The 20,910-nt window shown below is 33.1% G+C and carries 22 protein-coding genes and 1 pseudogene; 18 read left to right on the top strand and 5 right to left on the bottom strand.

Features of this window, described 5'->3' with window-relative positions:
• Positions 1–13: 13 nt before the first annotated feature.
• From AC1PU0_RS03390 to AC1PU0_RS03475, 18 genes and pseudogenes are all read left to right on the top strand, one after another.
• Positions 14–835, top strand: a complete 822-nt coding sequence (locus AC1PU0_RS03390; protein WP_206838465.1) for a YveK family protein — start codon at positions 14–16, stop codon at positions 833–835.
• A gap of 11 nt (positions 836–846) precedes the next feature.
• The gene (locus AC1PU0_RS03395) at positions 847–1,548 is read left to right on the top strand and encodes a CpsD/CapB family tyrosine-protein kinase (RefSeq protein ID WP_069653698.1); all 702 of its coding nucleotides are present in this window, start codon (positions 847–849) and stop codon (positions 1,546–1,548) included.
• A gap of 26 nt (positions 1,549–1,574) precedes the next feature.
• Positions 1,575–2,339, top strand: coding sequence for a tyrosine-protein phosphatase (locus AC1PU0_RS03400; protein WP_479998702.1), 765 nt, complete (start codon positions 1,575–1,577; stop codon positions 2,337–2,339).
• A gap of 102 nt (positions 2,340–2,441) precedes the next feature.
• Positions 2,442–3,113 carry a sugar transferase gene (locus AC1PU0_RS03405; RefSeq protein WP_069653700.1) on the top strand — a complete coding sequence of 224 codons (672 nt, stop codon included), beginning with the start codon at positions 2,442–2,444 and terminating at the stop codon, positions 3,111–3,113.
• Positions 3,113–4,303: a beta 1-4 rhamnosyltransferase Cps2T gene (cps2T, locus tag AC1PU0_RS03410; protein WP_479998704.1), complete on the top strand. Its 1,191-nt coding sequence runs from the start codon at positions 3,113–3,115 to the stop codon at positions 4,301–4,303. Before AC1PU0_RS03405 ends, cps2T begins: the two co-directional genes overlap by 1 nt.
• Positions 4,304–4,315: 12 nt before the next feature.
• The gene (locus AC1PU0_RS03415; RefSeq protein ID WP_206849120.1) at positions 4,316–5,467 is read left to right on the top strand and encodes a glycosyltransferase family 4 protein; all 1,152 of its coding nucleotides are present in this window, start codon (positions 4,316–4,318) and stop codon (positions 5,465–5,467) included.
• Between the two features lie 91 nt (positions 5,468–5,558).
• Positions 5,559–6,320 carry a glycosyltransferase family protein gene (locus AC1PU0_RS03420; protein WP_479998705.1) on the top strand — a complete coding sequence of 254 codons (762 nt, stop codon included), beginning with the start codon at positions 5,559–5,561 and terminating at the stop codon, positions 6,318–6,320.
• Positions 6,233–6,628, top strand: coding sequence for a glycosyltransferase (locus AC1PU0_RS03425; protein WP_479998706.1), 396 nt, complete (start codon positions 6,233–6,235; stop codon positions 6,626–6,628). The genes AC1PU0_RS03420 and AC1PU0_RS03425 overlap by 88 nt, the downstream gene beginning before the upstream one ends.
• A 16-nt stretch (positions 6,629–6,644) precedes the next feature.
• Positions 6,645–7,661 carry a capsule biosynthesis protein CapG gene (locus AC1PU0_RS03430; RefSeq protein WP_479998707.1) on the top strand — a complete coding sequence of 339 codons (1,017 nt, stop codon included), beginning with the start codon at positions 6,645–6,647 and terminating at the stop codon, positions 7,659–7,661.
• A 20-nt stretch (positions 7,662–7,681) separates the two neighbouring features.
• A complete protein-coding gene (locus tag AC1PU0_RS03435) occupies positions 7,682–8,959 on the top strand; it encodes an O-antigen ligase family protein (protein WP_206849117.1) in 1,278 nt (425 codons plus the stop codon).
• A 24-nt stretch (positions 8,960–8,983) separates the two neighbouring features.
• Entirely contained in the window at positions 8,984–10,150 is a 1,167-nt protein-coding gene (locus AC1PU0_RS03440) for a nucleotide sugar dehydrogenase (protein ID WP_206849116.1), read from the top strand.
• 125 nt (positions 10,151–10,275) lie between these two features.
• Positions 10,276–11,310, top strand: a complete 1,035-nt coding sequence (locus AC1PU0_RS03445; RefSeq protein ID WP_479998708.1) for an acyltransferase family protein — start codon at positions 10,276–10,278, stop codon at positions 11,308–11,310.
• Between the two features lie 146 nt (positions 11,311–11,456).
• Positions 11,457–12,569: an LCP family glycopolymer transferase gene (locus AC1PU0_RS03450; RefSeq protein ID WP_479998709.1), complete on the top strand. Its 1,113-nt coding sequence runs from the start codon at positions 11,457–11,459 to the stop codon at positions 12,567–12,569.
• A gap of 141 nt (positions 12,570–12,710) precedes the next feature.
• Positions 12,711–13,412, top strand: coding sequence for a glucosamine-6-phosphate deaminase (nagB, locus tag AC1PU0_RS03455; RefSeq protein WP_206849108.1), 702 nt, complete (start codon positions 12,711–12,713; stop codon positions 13,410–13,412).
• Positions 13,413–13,541: 129 nt separating this feature from the next.
• Complete coding sequence (locus tag AC1PU0_RS03460) at positions 13,542–14,252, top strand: MgtC/SapB family protein (RefSeq protein ID WP_479998710.1); 711 nt, start codon at positions 13,542–13,544, stop codon at positions 14,250–14,252.
• A gap of 24 nt (positions 14,253–14,276) precedes the next feature.
• Positions 14,277–14,468 (top strand): annotated as a pseudogene (locus tag AC1PU0_RS03465) (hypothetical protein).
• A 63-nt stretch (positions 14,469–14,531) separates the two neighbouring features.
• Positions 14,532–15,062, top strand: coding sequence for a transposase (locus AC1PU0_RS03470; protein WP_479998306.1), 531 nt, complete (start codon positions 14,532–14,534; stop codon positions 15,060–15,062).
• Entirely contained in the window at positions 14,969–15,943 is a 975-nt protein-coding gene (locus tag AC1PU0_RS03475; protein WP_479998485.1) for an IS3 family transposase, read from the top strand. The genes AC1PU0_RS03470 and AC1PU0_RS03475 overlap by 94 nt, the downstream gene beginning before the upstream one ends.
• Before the next feature lie 73 nt (positions 15,944–16,016).
• On the opposite strand, the gene AC1PU0_RS03480 is transcribed toward AC1PU0_RS03475, so the two are convergent.
• From AC1PU0_RS03480 to nrdH, 5 genes are all read right to left on the bottom strand, one after another.
• Positions 16,017–16,841 carry a DUF92 domain-containing protein gene (locus AC1PU0_RS03480; protein ID WP_479998711.1) on the bottom strand — a complete coding sequence of 275 codons (825 nt, stop codon included), beginning with the start codon at positions 16,839–16,841 and terminating at the stop codon, positions 16,017–16,019.
• A gap of 161 nt (positions 16,842–17,002) precedes the next feature.
• On the bottom strand, positions 17,003–17,965 hold the full coding sequence (gene nrdF, locus AC1PU0_RS03485; protein ID WP_069653708.1) for a class 1b ribonucleoside-diphosphate reductase subunit beta: 963 nt from the start codon (positions 17,963–17,965) through the stop codon (positions 17,003–17,005).
• Between the two features lie 102 nt (positions 17,966–18,067).
• Entirely contained in the window at positions 18,068–20,227 is a 2,160-nt protein-coding gene (gene nrdE / locus AC1PU0_RS03490; protein WP_479998804.1) for a class 1b ribonucleoside-diphosphate reductase subunit alpha, read from the bottom strand.
• Entirely contained in the window at positions 20,208–20,585 is a 378-nt protein-coding gene (gene nrdI, locus AC1PU0_RS03495; RefSeq protein WP_069653709.1) for a class Ib ribonucleoside-diphosphate reductase assembly flavoprotein NrdI, read from the bottom strand. Before nrdI ends, nrdE begins: the two co-directional genes overlap by 20 nt.
• Before the next feature lies 1 nt (position 20,586).
• Positions 20,587–20,811, bottom strand: a complete 225-nt coding sequence (nrdH, locus tag AC1PU0_RS03500) for a glutaredoxin-like protein NrdH (protein ID WP_069653710.1) — start codon at positions 20,809–20,811, stop codon at positions 20,587–20,589.
• Between the last annotated feature and the right edge of the window lie 99 nt (positions 20,812–20,910).

Consider the following 20,910-nt stretch of genomic DNA (forward strand, 5'->3'; position numbering starts at 1 on the left):
ATTGGAGGAAAAAATGGAAGAGACAATCAGTTTACAGGAATTAATTGGAGTATTAAAAAAACGTATTGGCTTAATCATTATCAGTATGTTTTTGGGATTAGGTGTTGCTGGAATATTGACTTACTTTGTCATCACGCCAAAGTATAGTTCTCAAGCGCAATTAATCGTTCGATTACCGCAAAATGAAACAACGAATGTCAATGATATAAATGGAAACCTACAAATGATCAACACGTATAAAGATTTGATCAAAAGTGATACCGTAATGACCGAAGTACAACAAAGGATGAAAACAGAGCATCAAAATGATTTATCTGTCGAAGAATTAAAAGCAAGTATTTCAGTAAATCAATCACAAAATTCACAGATGTTTTCGATTGTTTCTAAAGTAACGGATCCAATCGTGGCCCAAAATATAGCGAATCAGACTGCTTTAGTTTTCCAAGAGCAAGCTAAAGATATGCTAAATGTTGATAAAATTACGATTATATCAGCAGCAATAGCGAATGTAAAACCTGTCTCGCCAAACGATAAAATCAACTTGATCATCGGGTTAGCTCTGGGTATTATGTTCGGAATAGCGTTAGCCTTCATTTTAGAATTATTTGATAAAACAATCAAAGATGACAGTTTTGTGGAAGATGAACTTGGTTTTACAATACTAGGTGTAGTCCCAAATATGACGGCGAAAGAATTAAATGCGAAAGCAATTCGTACACCATCAAATTTAGGGATACCTTCAGCAGAGCCGCGAAATCTTAATAGAGAGATACCAAAAGAGAACGCTAAACCAGATACTTCTGCCCCAGCACGCAGAAGTCGTCCGCGAGTTTAAAGGAGTATAGAATGACAAATAAAATAAGACCTCAAAAAAAACAGAAAACCAAAGCAGTAAGTTTGATTACTTTAGCCGATAAATCCTCACCGATTTCAGAGCAATATCGAACGGTTCGGACGAATATTCAATACGCTATGGTAGATAGAGATCTAAAAACATTAGTGATTACTTCATCAGGACCAAGCGAAGGGAAATCAACTACTTCAGCAAATTTAGCTATCGTATTTGCCAATTCAGGCAAGCGCGTATTGTTAGTGGATGCTGATATGCGTAAGCCTACAGTTGCGAAAACTTTTTCATTAGATAATATCCGCGGATTGAGTACGTTGTTGGGAAGTCGTGAGACCGTATTACATCAGGTTGTTCAATCTTCAGGTGTAGATAATTTATTTTTGATGACAAGTGGACCTAAACCGCCGAATCCTTCAGAATTGTTGGATTCTAGACGAATGAAAGAATTGATGATGGAACTAAAACAACAATACGATTTAGTAATCTTTGATATGCCACCAGTCGTGGCTGTGACCGATGCCCAAATTGTAGCGTCAAAATCAGACGGCACCATTTTAGTTGTCCGTGAGAATGTCTCAAAAAGAGATTCTTTATTAAAGGCTAAAAGTTTATTAGAGATGGTAGACGCAAATATTCTGGGAGTTGTGTACAACGGATCTAAGAACGTAGCAGATCAAGGATATTATTATGGTTCGTAAATAGTAAGCAGGAAGGACATAAACCGATGATTGATTTACATTGTCACATATTGCCAGGGATCGATGATGGGGCGAAAACGACTGAAGATGCAATGGATATGGCTAGAATGGCTGTTAAGCAAGGCATTACCCATATACTTTGTACGCCTCATCATAACAATGGGAAATATGATAATCCTGCCGCTCAGGTCATTACTCATGTGGCTAATTTGCAAAGAGAATTAGATCTTAGAGATATCCCGCTCACCTTATTTGAAGGTCAAGAAGTGAGGATTGGCGGGGACTTGTTAGATCAAATTAAGGCTAACGAAATCTTGTTTACAGACCTTGCTAATCGTTATATTTTGATTGAATTTCCTACTAATGATATTCCAGCCTATGCGGAACAATTATTTTTTGAATTGTTAAAAGCTGGTCATACACCGGTCATCGTTCACCCAGAAAGAAACAGTAAATTTATTCAAGATCCCAACAGACTGTTGCCGTTTTTGGAGATGGGCGTATTGACCCAACTGACGGCACCAAGTTATGTTGGTGTTTTTGGAAAAAAAATCGAACGAACGGCGAAACAAATGGTTGCACATAACCTAGTCTATATGATGGCCTCTGATGCACATAATATTAAAAAACGTGGCTTTTTTATGCAAAAAGCGTATGAGGCAATCGCTAAGGATGTGGGGGTCGAACATGTGGCAGCAATGCAGCAAATGGCTAGAGATATCTTGAATGGGGATAGTGTGCAAAGACCAGAATTTAGGGAAATCAACTCTAAAAGGTTTGGGTTATTTTAGGTAAGGTAAGTAAACAATTGTTGGTACATAGGATTACATAATAGTTCTACAACATGAAAAAGTTATTGGTAGGTAGTATTTGCGTTAAAAGGAGTGGTCAATTTGGAGGGAAAGTTTGTGGATGTTGGTAGACGTGTACAGAAAAAAAATGATTTTAAACATCAATCTTTATTTTTCAGACTGTTTAAAAGAATCGTGGATATTTTAGGTAGCGCGTGTGGCTTAATTTTATTAAGCCCAGTGTTTCTAGTTGTAGCGTTTCTAATAAGACTAGAAGATCCAAGCGGTCCAGTTGTCTTTTCACAAAAAAGAGTCGGTAAACAGGGGCGTTTATTCACCATGTACAAATTTCGTTCTATGTGTGTTGATGCAGAAGAACAGTTGCATGATTTAATTGAATTAAATGAAATCGAAGGCGCAATGTTCAAAATAAAAGAAGATCCCAGAGTGACCAAAATAGGAAAAAAAATTCGCAAGACAAGCATTGATGAACTACCTCAACTTTTGAATGTTTTAAAAGGCGAAATGTCTTTAGTTGGGCCTAGACCACCATTGCAAAGAGAAGTTGATGAATATAGTCAACGAGATATGCAACGCTTGAGTGTCAAACCTGGTTGTACAGGATTATGGCAAATTAGAGGTAGGAATGATGTTCATTTTGATGATATGGTTGACTTCGATTTAGAATACATTGAACAACAATCGATTTATAATGATTTTAAAATTATTTTACTAACGTTTAAAGTAATGTTTTTATCTAGAGGAGCCTATTGATGAGTAATTCTAAGCAACATATTTATATTATCGGTTCTAAAGGAATTCCAGCCAAATATGGTGGATTTGAAACATTTGTTGAAAAATTAACCCAGTATAAAAAAAGTGACGACATTCAATACCATGTTGCGTGTATGAACAATGGGGATAATTTATATGGTAACGGGCAAAAGCATTTTAATTATAACCAAGCGGATTGTTTTAATATTACCGTTCCCAATATCGGTCCGGCCAAAGCAATTTATTATGATATGAAAGCATTAGATTACGCTATTAAATTAGCGGAAAAGGACAATAATGTTGCGCCTATTTTTTATATCTTAGCTTGTCGGATCGGTCCAGTTATAAACTATTATAAGAAAAAAATTCAAAAAATAGGCGGAAAACTATACGTTAATCCAGATGGCCATGAATGGCTTAGAGCTAAATGGCCTTATCCTGTTCGGAAATATTGGAAGTTTTCTGAAAGGCTGATGGTCAAATATGCAGATTTATTAATATGCGATAGTTTGAATATAGAAAAATATATAAAAAATGACTATCATAAATATCAACCGAAAACGACTTACATTGCGTATGGGACAGAGCTAGAAAAAACACAATTAACGGATAATGATGAATCAGTGGAAAAATGGTTTGAGGGAAAAAAAATCACACAAGATAACTATTATTTAGCTGTAGGAAGATTTGTTCCAGAGAATAATTACGAAATTATGATTAAGGAATTTATGAAATCGGAGACAACAAAGGATTTTGTTTTAATAACAAATATTGAAGAAAATAAGTTTTATAAGCAATTAAAAAAAGAAACCCGATTTGATCAAGATTCGCGGATAAAATTTGTTGGAACCGTTTATAATCAAGAACTATTGAAATATATAAGAGAACATGCTTTTGCTAGTATACATGGTCATGAAGTTGGTGGAACAAATCCTTCGCTTTTGGAGGCCCTAGCCTACACAAATATTAACCTATTGCTTAAGGTAAACTTTAATTTAGAAGTTGGAGGCAATGGAGCGATTTATTGGGACAAAGATGAAGGTAGCTTAAAGAACGTTATAGATAGCCTGTCGGAAATTTCATTAGAAAAAAAAGATAGAGTCGGACTATTGGCAAGGGAAATAATTAGCCAAAAATTTAGTTGGTCGAATATTGTTTCGAGTTATGAGATTCTATTCAACCAAAAATAATAGGAGTAAATCATGAAAAATATTTTATTTCTGCACGCTGGAGCGGAAATGTACGGTGCTGATAGAGTTTTATTAGAACTTCTCAGGGGACTGGATAAAGAGCTGTTTAATCCAATTGTTGTACTTCCGAATGAGGGACCATTAGTAGAAAAATTAGAGAAAGAGAAAATTAGTGTTTTCGTGATACCATATCCAATATTAAGAAGGAAGTATTTTAACATAAAAGGTGTGGCTAATTATATTTTCCATTATAAGAAATACAGCGATGCAATTATAAAAAAATTAGATAAGGTGAACATTGAGATCATTCATGTTAATACAAGTGCTGTTTTAGAAGGAATCTATATTAAAAAAAAATTAAAGGCAAAATTAGTTTGGCATATTCATGAAATTATAGAAAATCCTAAAATAGTTTATAAAGTTACTAGCTTTTTGATAGGGAAGTATTCTGATAAAGTAATTACTGTTTCAGAAGCAGTAAAAAAACATATGATTGCGTCAAAAAAAATTTCAGAAGAAAAAGTAATAGTCATTTACAATGGTGTAGACAATAAAATATTTAATTCAAAAAATGACATTGAGTATTTAAAAGATGAATTTCAACTATCCCAAGATAGCGTCACGGTTGGAATGATTGGAAGAATAAACTCTTTAAAAGGTCAAAATGAATTCTTAGACGCAATGGAACCATTATTGATTACAAATGAAAATCTTCACGTTGTGATGGCTGGGGACGTTTTTCAAGGAGAAGAATGGCGACGTGAAAATCTATTAAAAAGAATAGCATCTTTCGATAAATCTCAGAATATTCACTGTTTGACTTATCGAGAGGACTGCCCAAATTTACATAATCTCTTTGATGTGTTTGTTCTTCCAAGTATCAAACCAGATTCATTGCCTACAGTTGTTTTAGAAGCTATGGCTACCCAAAAACCAATTGTTGGGTTTGATCATGGGGGGATTGGAGAGATGGTTTTTGATGGTGTGAACGGATACTTAGTAGAAGTGGCGAACACACATGAAATGAGTATAAAGACTCAAGAGTTATTGGATGATGTCAAGAGTAGAAAAGAGTTTGGGAGAGCGTCACTTAAACTACAGCAAAAGCTGTTTTCACTGGATTCATATATTTTAAAATTTTCCGAAATTTATAGAGATTTATGATTATTGTTGTATAGCTCCATTAGTTAAAAAAAGAAATATTAAAATTAGAATTGATTATTTTAGATTATGGTTTAGGAGAGCTATAGAAATTATGAATATATTTTTTTTAGGTGACACAAGAGGGGCATATCGAACAGAAAATATTATAAAAGCAATGTTTGAATTAGAGTATAAAAATGTTTATATTAATAGTTTTTCGAATAATAAATTTTTTAAGAATATAGCTAATTTGTTGATGATTATAAACTCGGATGTTGTTTTTGTTGGACCAATCCAACATAATAATAGATTGATTCGTGTTGCGAAGTTTTTCAATAAAAAAATAATAACGGATTTTTATATGTCATTTTTCGATTCACAAGTTAATGATTATAAACAGACAGAGGCAGGTTCAAAAAAAGCTAATAAGCTAAAAAGAATAGACAAGTATGCATTGGAAAATTCTGAAATAGTTATTTTTTTGAATGAGACTGAGCGAGAATATTTTTGTAGTGTATTAGATGTAGATTATTCTAAGCTTAATACAGTAATTATTCCTTTATGTATTGATAAAAAACCTAAAGCAAACTTAAATTATTTCCATAGAAAGTCAGAAGTATTAAATTTGTGCTGGGTTGGAACATTTATTCCTTTACAAGGCTTAGATAAAATAATTGAATCTTTAAAAATTATCGTAGATGAGGGATTTACAACTATACATTTAACTATATGGGGGAACTCTTTGATGAGGTTGAGCCATATAAAGAGATTATTAAAAATAAAGGGTTGGATAAATACGTTACAATTATTAATAAATGGGGAGCAAAAGAAGAATGGTATACATTTATTAAAGAAAATTGTGATATTACATTAGGGATTTTTGGTGATTCTTTAAAGGCTAAACATGTAGTAGCAAATAAAGTCATTGATGGTATAGCATTCAAAACGCCAACTATTACGGGTAATTCTTCTGGATTGTGTGAATTTTTTAATGGAGAAAAAAATATTTTCATTGTTCATAACGAACCAAAAGATATAGCAAAAAAAATTCTTGAAATATCAGAAATGGATTTGAAGACATTGGAAACAAGGATAGAGAATAGCTATAATATTTATGAAGAAAACTTTTCTTATGAAAACTTTAAAAAAAATATGTCTAGTTTATTCAAAATATTGAATTAGAAATGAGAGTAAAGTAATGAAAGTCGATGAAATTGATATAGTAGTACTGTGGGTTGATGAAAGTGATGAAAAGTGGCGTGATGAAAGGTATAAAGCATTAAGCAACTCAAACCAAGATGGGCTTGATCCGGGACTTGTAACAGATCCAAGTAGATTTCGTGATTGGGAAATTTTTAATTATTGGTTTAGGGGAATTGAAAAATTTGCACCGTGGGTTAGAAAGATCCATTTTGTAAGTTGCGGTCATATTCCTGATTGGCTTAAAAAGGATCATCCTAAATTGAATATTGTTAGACATGATCAATTCCTAGACAGCGCGTGTATTCCAACATTTAATTCTAGAGCAATCGAAGTTAATCTTCATAAAATAGAAGGTTTAGCAGAACAATTCATATATTTTAATGATGATTTTTTTATAACGAATCACGTTAAGCCAACGGATTTTTTTATTAATGGGCAACCAAGAGATACTGCGTTGTTGGCGCCAATAATTAGTAAAAAAAATAGTACGGGAGCTACAATAAATAATAATATGGAAATTATAAATAAGTATATTTCTAAAAAGAATTCCATAAAAAATAATTTTTCAAAATGGTTTAATCCCAAATATGGTATGCAGTTGTTGAGAACTATTTCATTAATATATTACAATGATTTTCCAGGTTTTTTCGAACCACATATACCTACATCTTATTTAAAAGAGACTTATAGAGAAGTATGGGAATTAGAATATCCTGCCCTTGAACTGACATCAGAACATAAATTTAAAAGTAAGTTTGATGTAAATCAATGGTTATTTCGATATTGGCAGATTGCACAAGGAAATTTTGTCCCTAGAAGTACAAAATTTGGTAAGTTTTTTATTTTAAATAATGAAGATAATGAGATGCTTTTTAAGGCTATAAAGAAAAGAAAATATAAAGTTATTTGCATAAATGACAGTGAATCAGTTAAATCAGTTTCTAAAATAAAAGATGAGTTGAAGCAAAGCTTTTCCTCTATTTTATCAGAAAAATCATCGTATGAGTTGTAGTTATAGTATGGGAGGATGGAATGAATACAAGTTCTAGAGGGAAAATTTCGTTAGCAGTACTAATTGTAATGTTTATTTTTATGATAGAGTATAGATTTTTTTATTTGATAAGGTTTCCAGATTTTTTTCAAAAACTTTTTACTTATCAAAATAAAACGTTATTATTTTTGATAACGATTGTCCTTTGTATCTTGTGGGGGAAGGGACGAGTAAAATTACAATTATCTAAATATATAGTTTCATTACTTATCTGGATATCTATAAGTGCAATCTACTGTATTATTGTATATAAACCTCATCTAAATGAGGTATTAGTTCCTTTTACTGCCTATTTTTCTCTGTTACTATATTATCCTCTTGTGAATATTATGCGAAGAGATTTGGGAAAATTAATAGTTATATTGACGTGGTTTAATATTATGGCTTGCATTATTCTATTGATGCAATTCGTCGTTTATAAAGAAACAGGTAAATTATTTCTAAGCGTTTATGAGTTTTACAAAACCAATATGCTAACAATAAGAGATGGGAATGTAAGAATTATTTATTCTAGTACAATCGTATCTCTATCAGCACTAATTTCCATGGGGAAAATTTTTGATGAAGAAAAAAGGAATAAGTTATTTCATTGGACAAATCTATTACTGAGTCTGTTATATTTTTATCTTGTTTCTCAAACTAGAATGTATGTAATATCATTGTTGATAGTATTTGTACTCTTATTTATTAGGAAAAATTCAAAGTTACAACTGTCGAAAATCGTCTCTTTTATTTTTGGAATATCAATCATTTCAATATTCTTTTCACTATTAGGTTTTTTTGATTATGTTTTTAATTTGATAAATCCTTTATTGTATGGGACGTATCAGAATGACGGAAGTTATTATGCAAGATTAGATGGGATTCAGTATTATCTTAATGTAATTAAAGAAAAAACAGTATTGGGTTTGGGCATGTTTGACCCCGATAGAACATCAATCTTTTATAATTTAGTACACGGAAATACAGGAAAGCTTTTCTATACAGATATAGGCATCTTAGGTTCCATGGCAAAGTTAGGAGCGCCAGTATTGATTTGGTATATTTTCTTATTAAGAAAGTTAGGGGCAATTGTTTTAAATGTCAAAGAGAATATCGTCTTTTCATTGTACTCTTTTATTGTTTTAACAACGATAACATTAGTAGTACTTGATCCACAGAGGATATTTTTTCTAACTTTTTCTATGGCCATTTTTGAAGCGTGTTTAGAAAAAGCAACGGGACAATGTGACTCGGAAAGTTCTGAGTTGATATATTAATTTAAATAATTGAAAGGAGAAAACATGAAAATATCAGTGTTTGGTTTAGGTTATGTTGGCTTGGCCAATTCATTATTGATGTCGCAGAATGAACAAGTCAAAGCTTATGATATAGTAGGCTCAAAGATAGACATGTTAAATAATAAAAAATCTCCAATAGAAGATGATGAAATTCGTAGCTTCTTAAAAAGAAGAGATTTAAATATTGAATTTACTAAAGATTTTAATGAAGCCGTATTATTTGGTGATTATTTACTCATAGCAACGCCAACAGATTATGATGAGAGACAGAATTTTTTTGATACCTCCACAGTTGAAACCGTCATAGAATCGGCTTTAGAAATACGTAAAGATGCTAAATTCATAATAAAATCAACCGTTCCCGTTGGATATACTGATGAACTCAAGAAAAAATATAAAATTAATGATATTATTTTTTCGCCGGAATTTCTGCGTGAAGGTCGTTCATTATATGATAATCTTTATCCGTCTAGGATTGTTATAGGCGATCGTTCAGACACTGGAAGAGAAATAGCCAATATGTTCTTAAATAATACTGCTGAAAAAAATGCCCCTATTTTATTGACGCATTCTACAGAAGCTGAAGCAATTAAACTTTTTTCTAATACGTATTTAGCTTTAAGAGTATCTTATTTCAATGAATTAGATACGTATGCTGAATCACGCGGATTGGATTCTAGACAAATTATAAAAGGTGTTGGTTTAGACCCACGTATAGGTGATTTTTATAATAATCCTTCATTTGGGTATGGGGGATACTGTCTTCCTAAAGATACAAAACAATTAAGAGCTAATTTTGATCAGGTTCCAAATAATATTATTGGAGCAATTGTAGATTCAAATACAACCAGAAAGAATTTTATTGCTAATCAGATTTTGAATAAAAAGCCTAAAATTGTTGGTGTATATAGATTAACAATGAAATCAAATTCAGATAATTTTAGATATTCTTCTATACAAGGAATAATGAAACGATTAATCGATAATGGAATAGAGATTGTTATCTATGAACCCAATCTCAATGAAAGTAGTTTTTATCATTCTAAAGTATTAACAAATATAGATGAATTTAAAGATATTTCAGATATTATCATTACTAATCGATTTGATGTTGCTTTAAATGATGTTTTAGAAAAAGTATACACGAGAGATTTATTCGGAAAAGACTAAATTTTCTAGATAATTAGTTAATACGAACTATCTTATGCTCAAAATATCAGTTATTAAACCTTTGGTAAGATAATAGAATATGTTTCATCAGTACAATATAGATAAGATATTGGATAGGAGTATGTATGGAGAGATTACGTTTTTTAGATAGTTCTAAAGGAATATTTTTAGTGATGATTATGTATGGGCATTTAGTCTCTTTAAAATATGAACCAGCATTCATTGATTGGATGAACTCGATTAAAGTTGTGGGGTTTTATGTTGTCTCTGCATATCTTTTTACATTTTCGAAAAGTAAACTTTCTAGTAAAGAGTACTTGATAAAATCATTTAAAAATATTATGTACCCATACTTTTTATTTAGTGTTTTCATTTTTATTTTTGATGTAACCTTTTCTTTAATTAGAAATGGTGATACGGAAAGAATCATATTAATAGATATTACAGATACTTTAACATTGAGAGGGATTGGTACTTTATGGTTTTTACCGACATTTTTTTTAGCTAATGTACTTTTTAAAATACTACTAAATAAAAAGAAGTTTATTTTGATTATAAGTATTCCAATTTCTTTAGTTATAGGGCTAATTTTCTCTCAGTTATATTATTTTTTTCAAGAGAACACTATAGTGAATAATCTTTTATCGAGAGTAATTCTAGTGCTTGGAAAATCAGCGTTTGCTTTTTATTTTCTTTCAATTAGTTATTTTTTAGTGAAGTATGTTAAAGGAAAAACAATTGAAACAAAATTTGTGCTAGGCTTGCTATTAACAACTTTAAATTTATACATGGCAGTTAATAATAAACATGTTGATTTAAATAAATTTCAATTGGGTAGTGTTCCAGTTCTTTTTTTAATAGGTTCAGTGCTAGGATCTATTGGAATTATTTTAATTTTAGAGTATTTTTATTGGAAGTGGAACCTAAATTTAAAGAGATTAAATTATTTAGGAGAAAACTCTATCATTCCGATGGCAGTACATAATTCATTCGCACTAATAATTTGCATACGATATGTTGTCGGAATTAAAGTTGTAGAGTATTCATTTTCATTTTTTTTGAAGTCTTTATTGGGTTTATTTTTGTTGATTTTCTCTCAGACATTAATTACTAAAGTATTAATGAAAGATAGATTTAAAATTCTGTTTTGTAAAAGATGATATTTATTGCTATAATTTAGATGGAATTCATTATTTTACATTTACATTAAGATATCATGCCAATTTCTTAAAAAAGTTGCGACAGCGTTCAAATTGTGAGAAAATAGATTTCATGAATTATTTTTGCAAAAATGAGGAAGTGTCTTATGAACCTATGGAAAAAAGTAATATTAACTGCTTTGGGATTAGTTCTTGTTTCAGTTGCAGGTTTCTGCGCATATGGAATTAAAATGTATTCAGATGCAACTGGTACAGTAAAAGGTGTGTATGAATCGATCGACCGGACTTCTAAAAGAAGAGATACGGCTGTAAATATTGATGCGCAAGAACCTTTTTCAGTTTTACTGATGGGAATTGATACTGGTGACTTGGGACGGACAGAGCAAGGTCGTTCTGATACAACAATGGTAGTTACAATTAATCCTAAAGAAAAAAAATCTACAATGATTAGTTTAGATAGAGATATCCTAACTGAGATTGTTGGATATGGTACAGAAGATAAATTGAATCATGCTTATGCTTTTGGTGGAGCTAAAGGTGGAGCTAAGATGGCGATTGATACAGTAGAGAATTTATTGGATATTCCAATCGATAACTATGTATCGATTAATATGAAAGGTTTAAAAGATTTAATTGACGCTGTAGGCGGCATTGAAGTTGATAATCCTTTTGAATTTACACTAGATGGTATTACAGTTCCAAAGGGTCATATCAAGCTTGATAGTGAGACTGGATTGGCATATGCAAGGATGCGTGAAGAAGATCCAGAAGGCGATATAGGACGTCAAAGAAGACAGCGAGAAGTTGTCGAAAAAATTGTGAATAAGATCATCAGTTTAGATGGTATTTCAAAATATAGAAAAATTTTGGACGCAGTAAAAGATAATGTAAGAACGGATTTAACTTGGGATAATATGGTAGATATTCAGAAGAAGTATATGCCAGCCTTTAAAAATATTGACTCTCTACAGCTAGAGGGTGAAGGTACAATGATTGGTGGTATCTATTACCAAATCTTAGATCCAACTAAACTCTACGAAGTGCAAACAAAATTACGGTCTCAATTAGGGTTACCAGAAAATAAAGACATGCAGGCAAAAGATAGCAGTAATTACAATAATCAGATTAGTGGGAATGAGACGGGTTCTTATGATGGAGCGTCTGATGCAGCTACTAATTATGATTATAGTCAAGATGGTACGAATGTTGATCCCAATTCCTATACAGATCAAAATGTAGCGGATGAAGGCCAATATTAGGATGAATATTAATCGATAAACTTCAATTCTCGAAAGAGGATTGAAGTTTTTTTATTTTATCTCTACTTTAGACTAGAAATCTGTTTTATAGGGTGTTATAATTGGACTATACCAAATCTGGATATAAGGGAGCAATTTTCGATGAAAATTATCAAAGTAGCAAACGCAGAAGAAGGCGGAAAAAAAGCATTTGAACTAATCAAAGAAGGTATGGATAAGGGTGCAAAAGTTTTGGGGCTTGCGACAGGAAGTACACCTGAAACATTGTATAAAGAAATGACTGCAAGTGATTTAGATTTTACAGACATGACTTCTGTAAATTTAGATGAATATGTTGGCTTAGGTGGAGACGATGATCAAAGTTATCGTTATTTCATGAATGATCAATTATTCAATAAAAAATCATTTAAAAACACATACGTACCAAACGGAAAAGCGGACGATTTAGCGACTGAATGCAAACATTATGAGAGCATTATCGACAGTAACCCAATCGATATTCAAATCCTAGGTATTGGTCAAAATGGACATATTGGTTTTAATGAACCAGGAACTCCGTTAGATAGTTTAACGCATGTCGTTGAATTGACAGAATCTACAATCAATGCGAATAAACGTAATTTTGAAAAAGTAGAAGATGTACCAACAAGAGCTGTTTCAATGGGAATCGGTTCAATCATGAAAGGTAAAAAAATGATTTTAATGGCTTATGGTGAAGCGAAAGCCGATGCGATCAAAGGAATGATCGATGGACCTGTTTCTGTTGATTTACCTGCAAGTGCTTTACAAAATCATTCAGATGTTGTTGTTATCATTGATGAAGCTGCAGCAAGTAAGCTATAAAAAGTAGTTGTGTTTGTACTATGACTTTTACGGTATAGTACAAACACTTTTTTTGTTCATAAACGAACGCCGTTTTCTTAATCCAAATTAGTGCTATAATGAAATAGAAGAGGACTAGGAGGGATGAGTATGACGAATAATATGATTTTAACAGTTCCAGAAATTATAATACGATTATGCTTGGCAATGCTAATTGGTGGCGTCATTGGATTTGAGCGGCAATATAAAAATCGACCAGCTGGCATGCGGACGCATATTTTGGTTTGTATGGGGGCGACGATTATTGCACTCATTCAAGTTGAAATTGCAGAAAACGCATTGAAAGATGCGATAAATCATCCAGAATTATCAGGAGTCATTCGTTCAGATCAGGCTCGTTTGATTGCTCAAGTAGTTAGTGGGATTGGTTTTTTAGGTGCAGGAACGATTATTGTAACGAAACAATCAGTAACAGGATTGACCACGGCTGCTTCATTATGGGCTATCGCTGGCTTAGGAATTGCGATTGGTATGGGTTACTATGCAATTGCCATCACTAGTTTTATTGGCGTATTTATAGCATTAACATTAGTGAAAAAAGTAATCCACGTACCAACAACAAAAAAATTAGAGATTCGTTATATACACAAGCAGGAAACAAAAGAGTTTATCAATCAGTATTTTGAAGATCATAAAATCGAAATCGAAGATGTAAACTTCAATGTAGTATTGATGGAAGACACGCAGATTTACACGAATATCTATACAATTGATTTGCCAAAAGGAATGACGTATGCTGAAGTAATAGAAGATTTATCGATTTATAAAAATATAACAAAACTACGGTTAGTGAGTATTTAATCTATTTTCATTACCACAATAAGTATGAGGTTGGGACAGAATTGTTTAACTCCGAGAAATAAGAAGGAATTTACGAAAATTGCTCTTCAAATTTTTGTGACCAAGTAGGTACTGTGCAACATCAACTTGTTCCTTGTTGTGTTTTACAGCAATTTCGGCTTATTTCTTAAGGAGTTGCTTCTGCGCCCACCGTTTATTCGGTTACTAAGAGCCTGAAACATAATGATGTGACCCCCAAAAGTTGTACGTGAAAAATACAATTTTTGGAGGTTATTTTTTATGAGTTATTATGAGGTAGAATTCAAATTAAAGCTAGTGAAAGAGTACCTAGAAGGCCCTCTGGGCGGACGAGCCTTGGCTAAAAAATACGGACTCCCATCAAATGCCTTAATTTACAATTGGAAACACTCCTATCAATTATTTGGGAAAGAAGGGCTCAAAAGACACCGTTCACTGACAAAATATACTAGTGAATTTAAGCGAGATGTATTACACTTTATAGAAACGACAGGTGCTTCTTTCGGTGAAGCAGCAAGACAATTCAAGCTGCCTAATGGGTCGATGATTTCTCGTTGGCAAAAGAAATACATCGCTGGTGGTCAAACGGCTCTGTCTAATCAAAAAGGGAGACCCAAAAAAAGGATGAATAAACCAACAAAAAAACAGCAAGAAACAAGCAAACTATCTCGTGAAAAGGAATTAGAGCGTGAGAATGAATGTTTGCGAATCGAGGTCGAGTATTTAAAAAAGCTACGGACTTTCCAACAAACTATTATGGCGAAGCGAAAAGACGAGTTCAAACCAGAATAGCCATAGAACTTATTGGAAAGTATCGTCAAGATCACGTATTACAAGCGATTAAGCTACCGCGTTCTACCTTCAATTACTGGAAAAAACAGATAATGAGCGAAGAAAAAATGACTCACCTAGAGAAATTGATTCAAACAATTTTTGAAGAGAATGATCGCAATTATGGCTATCGTCGAATCAAACTGGCTTTAGTGAATATGGGCTATCAAATCAATCATAAGAAAATCCGACGAATTATGAAGAAATATAACATAGTATGTATAAGCTTTACTCGTCGTTCAAGAAGGTATCGATCTTACAAAGGTTTAGTGGGAACCTTGGCAAAGAACAAGGTGAATCGTCGCTTTTTTAGCACGATGCCAAAACAAAAAATCTTTACAGATATTTCAGAATTCCACTATACTGAACGAAATTCCGAAGGAATTAAACTAAAAAGAAAAGCCTATCTCAGTCCTTTTCTTGATGGTTTTAATGGAGAAATCATAGCCTATCAATTTCAGCAAAAACCAACGTTGGATTGTGTATTGATTCCTTTAAAAACAGCCATTAAAGAAAGTAAAAAGACCAACTTTCGAACAACAATCCATTCCGATCAAGGGTGGCATTACCAAAATCAACAGTATGTTAGACAATTGAAGCAAGCAAAGTTATACCAGAGTATGTCACGAAAAGGAAATTGTTTGGACAATGCATTGATGGAAAATTTCTTTGGTCTAATGAAACAAGAAATGTATTATGGTCGTAGTTTTTCTAGCTTTGAGGAATTAAACCGAGCAGTTACAAATTATATTGATTATTACAATCATCATCGGATAAAAGCAAAATTGACTGGTATGAGTCCGGTTCAATACCGAATTCATACCAGTCGAATGACAAGTTAATCTACGTACAACTTTTAGGGCGCACATCATAACCTTTTTAGTTATGTACCAGGCTCTTTTATTTATAAAGTCATCATTGGAGATAGAAAATAAGAAGCCAACTTAATGGGACGGTCAAACAGCCGCTAAAAAAATTAACCCAATCATTTGTCATCCAGGATAGTCCGTTTATTTGGTTTGTTTCTTGTTGATGATGTTGCTTTTGTTCTGTAAGTTGTCCACAAATAGTACAGCGATATTTTACTTGCAATGTTGCCCCTAACAAACTATCCACAAGCAATCCGAAAATACCACAAAGAAGTGGAACGATAAAGAATAGCGTAGTTAGATGCTCGGAAACAGGAAGCCAGCGATAACACAACCAGGTAGTAAATGAAATCAATAGACTGCCAAAAAAAGAAGCCAAACTTCCAAGCATAGAAATACCACCAGATAGTCCTGTTTCAATCTGTTTAAAGGAGATAATTGAGAGAGGATGACGTTTACTTAAAATCCCGATTTCAGACCCCCATGTATCCGCAGTAGCACCAGCGATCCCGCTAACATAGCCAAATAAGAATAATTGGTTTTCTGTATAATAGAAAAGCACTAAAGAACTGATGGCTGGAAGACTATTAGCAAGTACTTGCCAACCATCTCTTGTGTGCCCTTTTTCAACAATTGATGTCGCTTTAGTGGCATTCATTCTTTTTTTTAGAAAATAAATACATCCAGAACTTGCAAAAAATAAAATAAGTAAGCCCCAAGTTGGCCATGAGCCAAAGCCGCAAACAACGGTAGCCATAAGAATTACAGCCAATGCTCCAGACTTTGTAAGCAAATGGGTAATATATGAGAACAGACCAATTATATTACCTGTGATGAAACCGAGCAGGAATTTATATACTAAAATAGTCATGATACACCTCTTAAAAATAATTCGTTTAGCAAAAGTTTTTTAATAGGACAAGTATATCACGGAAAGGGGGTGAATATTAGAGAGAGAGCTTCTAATGGATCAATAAAAAAGGCTAGGATAACAACTTAAGTCGTTTTATCCTAGACCTTTTTTAGGAAGAATTATTCCATACCAATCAAATAATCGTCATCTTTCATTGCTTCAACAGTTCCTAATAAGTAACCATTCCCAACTTGAGAGAAGAAATCGTGATTGCTTGTACCGGTAGATATACCGTTCATAACGATTGGATTAACATCGTTGGCTGTATCGGCAAACAATGGATCCATTCCAAGGTTCATCAACGCTTTGTTAGCATTGTAACGTAGGAAGGTTTTTACCTCCTCAGTCCAGCCTAATCCATCATATAATTCTTCAGTATATCGTTCTTCATTTTCGTATAACTCATAAAGAAGATTGTACATCCAATCTTTCATTTCAGTTTGTTCTGCTTCAGACAACTCATTGAATCCTAATTGGAATTTGTAGCCAATATAAGTTCCATGAACAGATTCATCACGAATAATCAATTTGATGATTTCCGCAACGTTTGCTAGTTTATTATTGCCTAAATAGTAAAGAGGCGTATAAAAACCAGAGTAGAATAGGAATGTTTCTAAAAATACGCTAGCAACTTTCTTTTCTAATGGTGTACCAGTTTTGTAAATTTCATTGATTTTTTCTGCTTTTTTTTGTAGGTAAACATTTGTATTTGTCCATTCGAAGATATCATCGATTTCTTTTTTAGTATTTAATGTACTGAAGATAGATGAATAACTTTTAGCATGAACTGATTCCATAAATTGGATATTATTTAAAACAGCCTCTTCATGTGGTGTGCGAACATCATTTCTTAGCTGTTCCATCCCACTTTCAGACTGAACAGTATCTAATAGTGTCAAACCGCCAAAAACATACCCTACAGTCGTTTTTTCGAGATCTGAAAGAGTTCTCCAGTCATCGAGGTCGTTAGACAAAGGAATACGAGTATCTAACCAAAATTGCTCCGTTAGTTTTTCCCAAGTAGACTTGTCGATCACATCTTCGATAGCGTTCCAGTTAATTGCTTCATAATAGGTTGCCATGTTTTTTCCTCCTTATTACCCTTACAATAAAATACATCATATCATGGAACAAGGCGACCAGAGGGCGCCTTGTTTGTATTTTTACGAGCTCTTTTTGCTTTTCTAAATGACACAACTTTCACATTGGTTACTGCCGATTTCTTCCGCATCATCTGTAAATGTTCTTACGTAATAAATTGATTTAACCCCTTTATGGAAAGCATAGTGACGTAAAATATTCAAATCACGAGTGGTTTGTTTCGGTGAATCTTTCCACTCATATAAACCTTCTGGAATCTCAGAACGCATAAACAAGGTTAAACTCATTCCTTGATCTACGTGTTGTTGTGCTGTTGCATAAACATCGATCACTCTACGCATATCCATGTCATATGCAGATGTGTAATAAGGAATTGTATCATTTGCTAGATAAGGAGCAGGGTAATAAATTTTACCGATTTTCTTTTCTTGGCGCTCTTCGATCATACGAGTGATAGGATGGATACTAGCACTTGTATCATTGATATAGGAGATAGAACCATTAGGTGCTACAGCTAAACGATTTTGGTGGTATAAACCATCTTGCTTTACTGCATCACGTAATTTTGCCCAGTCTTCAGATGTTGGAACAAAAATATCTTTGAAAATTTCTTTGACTTTATCCGATTGAGGAGTGAAATCTCCTTCAATATATTTATCGAAATAAGAACCATTAGCATAATCAGATTTTTCAAAGTTATGGAATGTTTCGTTGTATTGTTTAGCAATGTTATTGCTTTCTACTAGAGTCCAATAATTTAATAAAGTAAAGTAAACATTGGTGAAATCTAATGAGTCTTTTGAACCATATTCCATGTGGTTTTTAGCAAAGAATGTATGGAGACCCATCGCACCAAGTCCAATTGTATGGCTTAATCTATTTCCGTTTTGAATAGAAGGAACTACATCGATATCTGAAGCATCTGTAACAAATGTTAAGGCACGTGTCATAGCACGAACTGATTTACCAAAGTCAGGACTATCCATTAAGTTGACGATGTTCGTTGAACCTAGGTTACAGCTGATATCTGTCCCAAGTGTTTCATACTCTTGTTTGCCATTCAAAACAGATGGTGTTTGAACTTGTAAAATTTCTGAACATAAGTTACTCATGATGATTTTGCCATAAGCTGGATTGCTTCTATTGGCTGTATCAATATTGATGATATATGGGTAGCCAGATTCTTGTTGTAATTTAGAAATTTCATTTTCTAAGTCACGTGCTTTGATTTTACGTTTACGAATTTTTGGATTGGCAACTAGGTTGTCATATTCTTTTGTAATATCAACATAAGAGAACGGTACGCCATATTCACGTTCTACACTATATGGGCTGAATAAATACATATCTTCATTATTGCGAGCTAATTCATAAAATTTATCAGGAACCACAACACCTAAAGATAATGTCTTCACACGAACTTTTTCATCCGCATTTTCTTTTTTTGTAGATAGAAACATTTCGATATCTGGATGAAAAACGTTTAGATATACAACTCCAGCACCTTGACGTTGACCTAATTGATTAGAATAGCTAAAACTATCTTCGAACAATTTCATAACAGGAACCACGCCGCTGGCAGCTCCTTCGTATCCTTTGATCGGAGCACCTGCTTCACGTAAATTTGCTAATGTGATACCCACACCGCCACCAATACGTGATAATTGTAAAGCGGAGTTGATTGAACGGCCGATACTGTTCATGTCATCTGTTACTTGGATCAAGAAACAAGAAACAAGCTCACCGCGACGTTTACGCCCAGCATTCAAGAAAGAAGGCGTTGCAGGTTGGTAACGTTGATGAATCATTTCATCAGCTAAAATTAAAGCTAATTCTTCATTGCCATCAGCGAAATATAATGCATTAAAAGCGACACGATCTTCATAACTTTCTAAGTATTCAGTTCCTTCGTTGTTTTTAAGCGCATATTGTGAATAAAACTTGTAAGCGGCCATGAATGATTTGAATTCAAACTGCTGTTCATCAAGAAATGTGTATAATTGTTCAATAAAAGCCATAGAATATTTTTCGATAAAGGCGGTTTCTAAATAATCATTGTCGATCAAGTAATTGATTTTTTCTTCTATAGTATTGAAGGTTCTTGTGTTAGGAAGAACATTTTCTTTGAAGAAAGCTTCCAAAGCTTCTTTATCCTTATGTAAAGGAATTTGTCCATCAACGGGACGGTTGATCTCGTTATTCAGCTTAAAATAGCTAACATCTTTAATTTCTTTTAGACTCAAGTTCATTCACTACTTTCTTAAAGGATTCCACGTCTTCGTTCGTACCGCTAAATTCAAATGCAAAAAGCATCGGAACGTTGTAATCACGTGCTATGTCTTTGGCTGTATATACAAATAATTCTGCGAAATTAAGGTTGCCGCCTCCTGCAACGCCTTGTAAGTTTTCTCGATTACTTTTGTAATCAAGAAAATCGTTCACTACTTCAGTGATCTCTTGGTCATAAGTAGGAACGACTAGAACAAAAGGCTCATTTATCTCAAAAAAAGGATTCGCAGGCTCAATTTCGTAAGCTGCTAAATCCAATTTTTTAATGAAGCGTCTGGTTTGTCCAGTGACTGAAAAATAAACAATTTTCATTTTAGCTAGCCAATTGTTTTAATTGATCAGGACGAAATCCTACAACTGTTGTAGCGTCAGAAGTGATAACCGGAACACTTTGAAATCCTTGTTCTTTTAACCATTCGATCGCGTCTGGTTGGATATCGATATTTACTTCTTCAAATGCTATATTATTCTCGCTCAAAAAGCGTTTTGCCATTTTACATTGGATACAATTATTTTTAGAAAAGATTTTTACGTTCATTTTTAATTCCCCCTCAATTAGTTTACTTCACTAGTATAAATCTCTCACGAAAAAAGTCAACAGTTAGGCACTACATATTGTGGTTGTTTTTTGTCTGAA

The organism is Enterococcus sp. XAF26B05_ASV22 (assembly GCF_056727285.1).

Coding starts and splice junctions, on each gene's coding strand:
- AC1PU0_RS03390 (WP_206838465.1), top strand. CDS start 14: ATGGAAGAGACAATCAGTTTACAGGAATTAATTGGAGTATTAAAAAAA.
- AC1PU0_RS03395 (WP_069653698.1), top strand. CDS start 847: ATGACAAATAAAATAAGACCTCAAAAAAAACAGAAAACCAAAGCAGTA.
- AC1PU0_RS03400 (WP_479998702.1), top strand. CDS start 1,575: ATGATTGATTTACATTGTCACATATTGCCAGGGATCGATGATGGGGCG.
- cps2T (WP_479998704.1), top strand. CDS start 3,113: ATGAGTAATTCTAAGCAACATATTTATATTATCGGTTCTAAAGGAATT.
- AC1PU0_RS03415 (WP_206849120.1), top strand. CDS start 4,316: ATGAAAAATATTTTATTTCTGCACGCTGGAGCGGAAATGTACGGTGCT.
- AC1PU0_RS03420 (WP_479998705.1), top strand. CDS start 5,559: ATGAATATATTTTTTTTAGGTGACACAAGAGGGGCATATCGAACAGAA.
- AC1PU0_RS03430 (WP_479998707.1), top strand. CDS start 6,645: ATGAAAGTCGATGAAATTGATATAGTAGTACTGTGGGTTGATGAAAGT.
- AC1PU0_RS03435 (WP_206849117.1), top strand. CDS start 7,682: ATGAATACAAGTTCTAGAGGGAAAATTTCGTTAGCAGTACTAATTGTA.
- AC1PU0_RS03440 (WP_206849116.1), top strand. CDS start 8,984: ATGAAAATATCAGTGTTTGGTTTAGGTTATGTTGGCTTGGCCAATTCA.
- AC1PU0_RS03445 (WP_479998708.1), top strand. CDS start 10,276: ATGGAGAGATTACGTTTTTTAGATAGTTCTAAAGGAATATTTTTAGTG.
- AC1PU0_RS03450 (WP_479998709.1), top strand. CDS start 11,457: ATGAACCTATGGAAAAAAGTAATATTAACTGCTTTGGGATTAGTTCTT.
- nagB (WP_206849108.1), top strand. CDS start 12,711: ATGAAAATTATCAAAGTAGCAAACGCAGAAGAAGGCGGAAAAAAAGCA.
- AC1PU0_RS03460 (WP_479998710.1), top strand. CDS start 13,542: ATGACGAATAATATGATTTTAACAGTTCCAGAAATTATAATACGATTA.
- AC1PU0_RS03470 (WP_479998306.1), top strand. CDS start 14,532: ATGAGTTATTATGAGGTAGAATTCAAATTAAAGCTAGTGAAAGAGTAC.
- AC1PU0_RS03475 (WP_479998485.1), top strand. CDS start 14,969: ATGTTTGCGAATCGAGGTCGAGTATTTAAAAAAGCTACGGACTTTCCA.
- AC1PU0_RS03480 (WP_479998711.1), bottom strand. CDS start 16,841: ATGACTATTTTAGTATATAAATTCCTGCTCGGTTTCATCACAGGTAAT.
- nrdF (WP_069653708.1), bottom strand. CDS start 17,965: ATGGCAACCTATTATGAAGCAATTAACTGGAACGCTATCGAAGATGTG.
- nrdI (WP_069653709.1), bottom strand. CDS start 20,585: ATGAAAATTGTTTATTTTTCAGTCACTGGACAAACCAGACGCTTCATT.
- nrdH (WP_069653710.1), bottom strand. CDS start 20,811: ATGAACGTAAAAATCTTTTCTAAAAATAATTGTATCCAATGTAAAATG.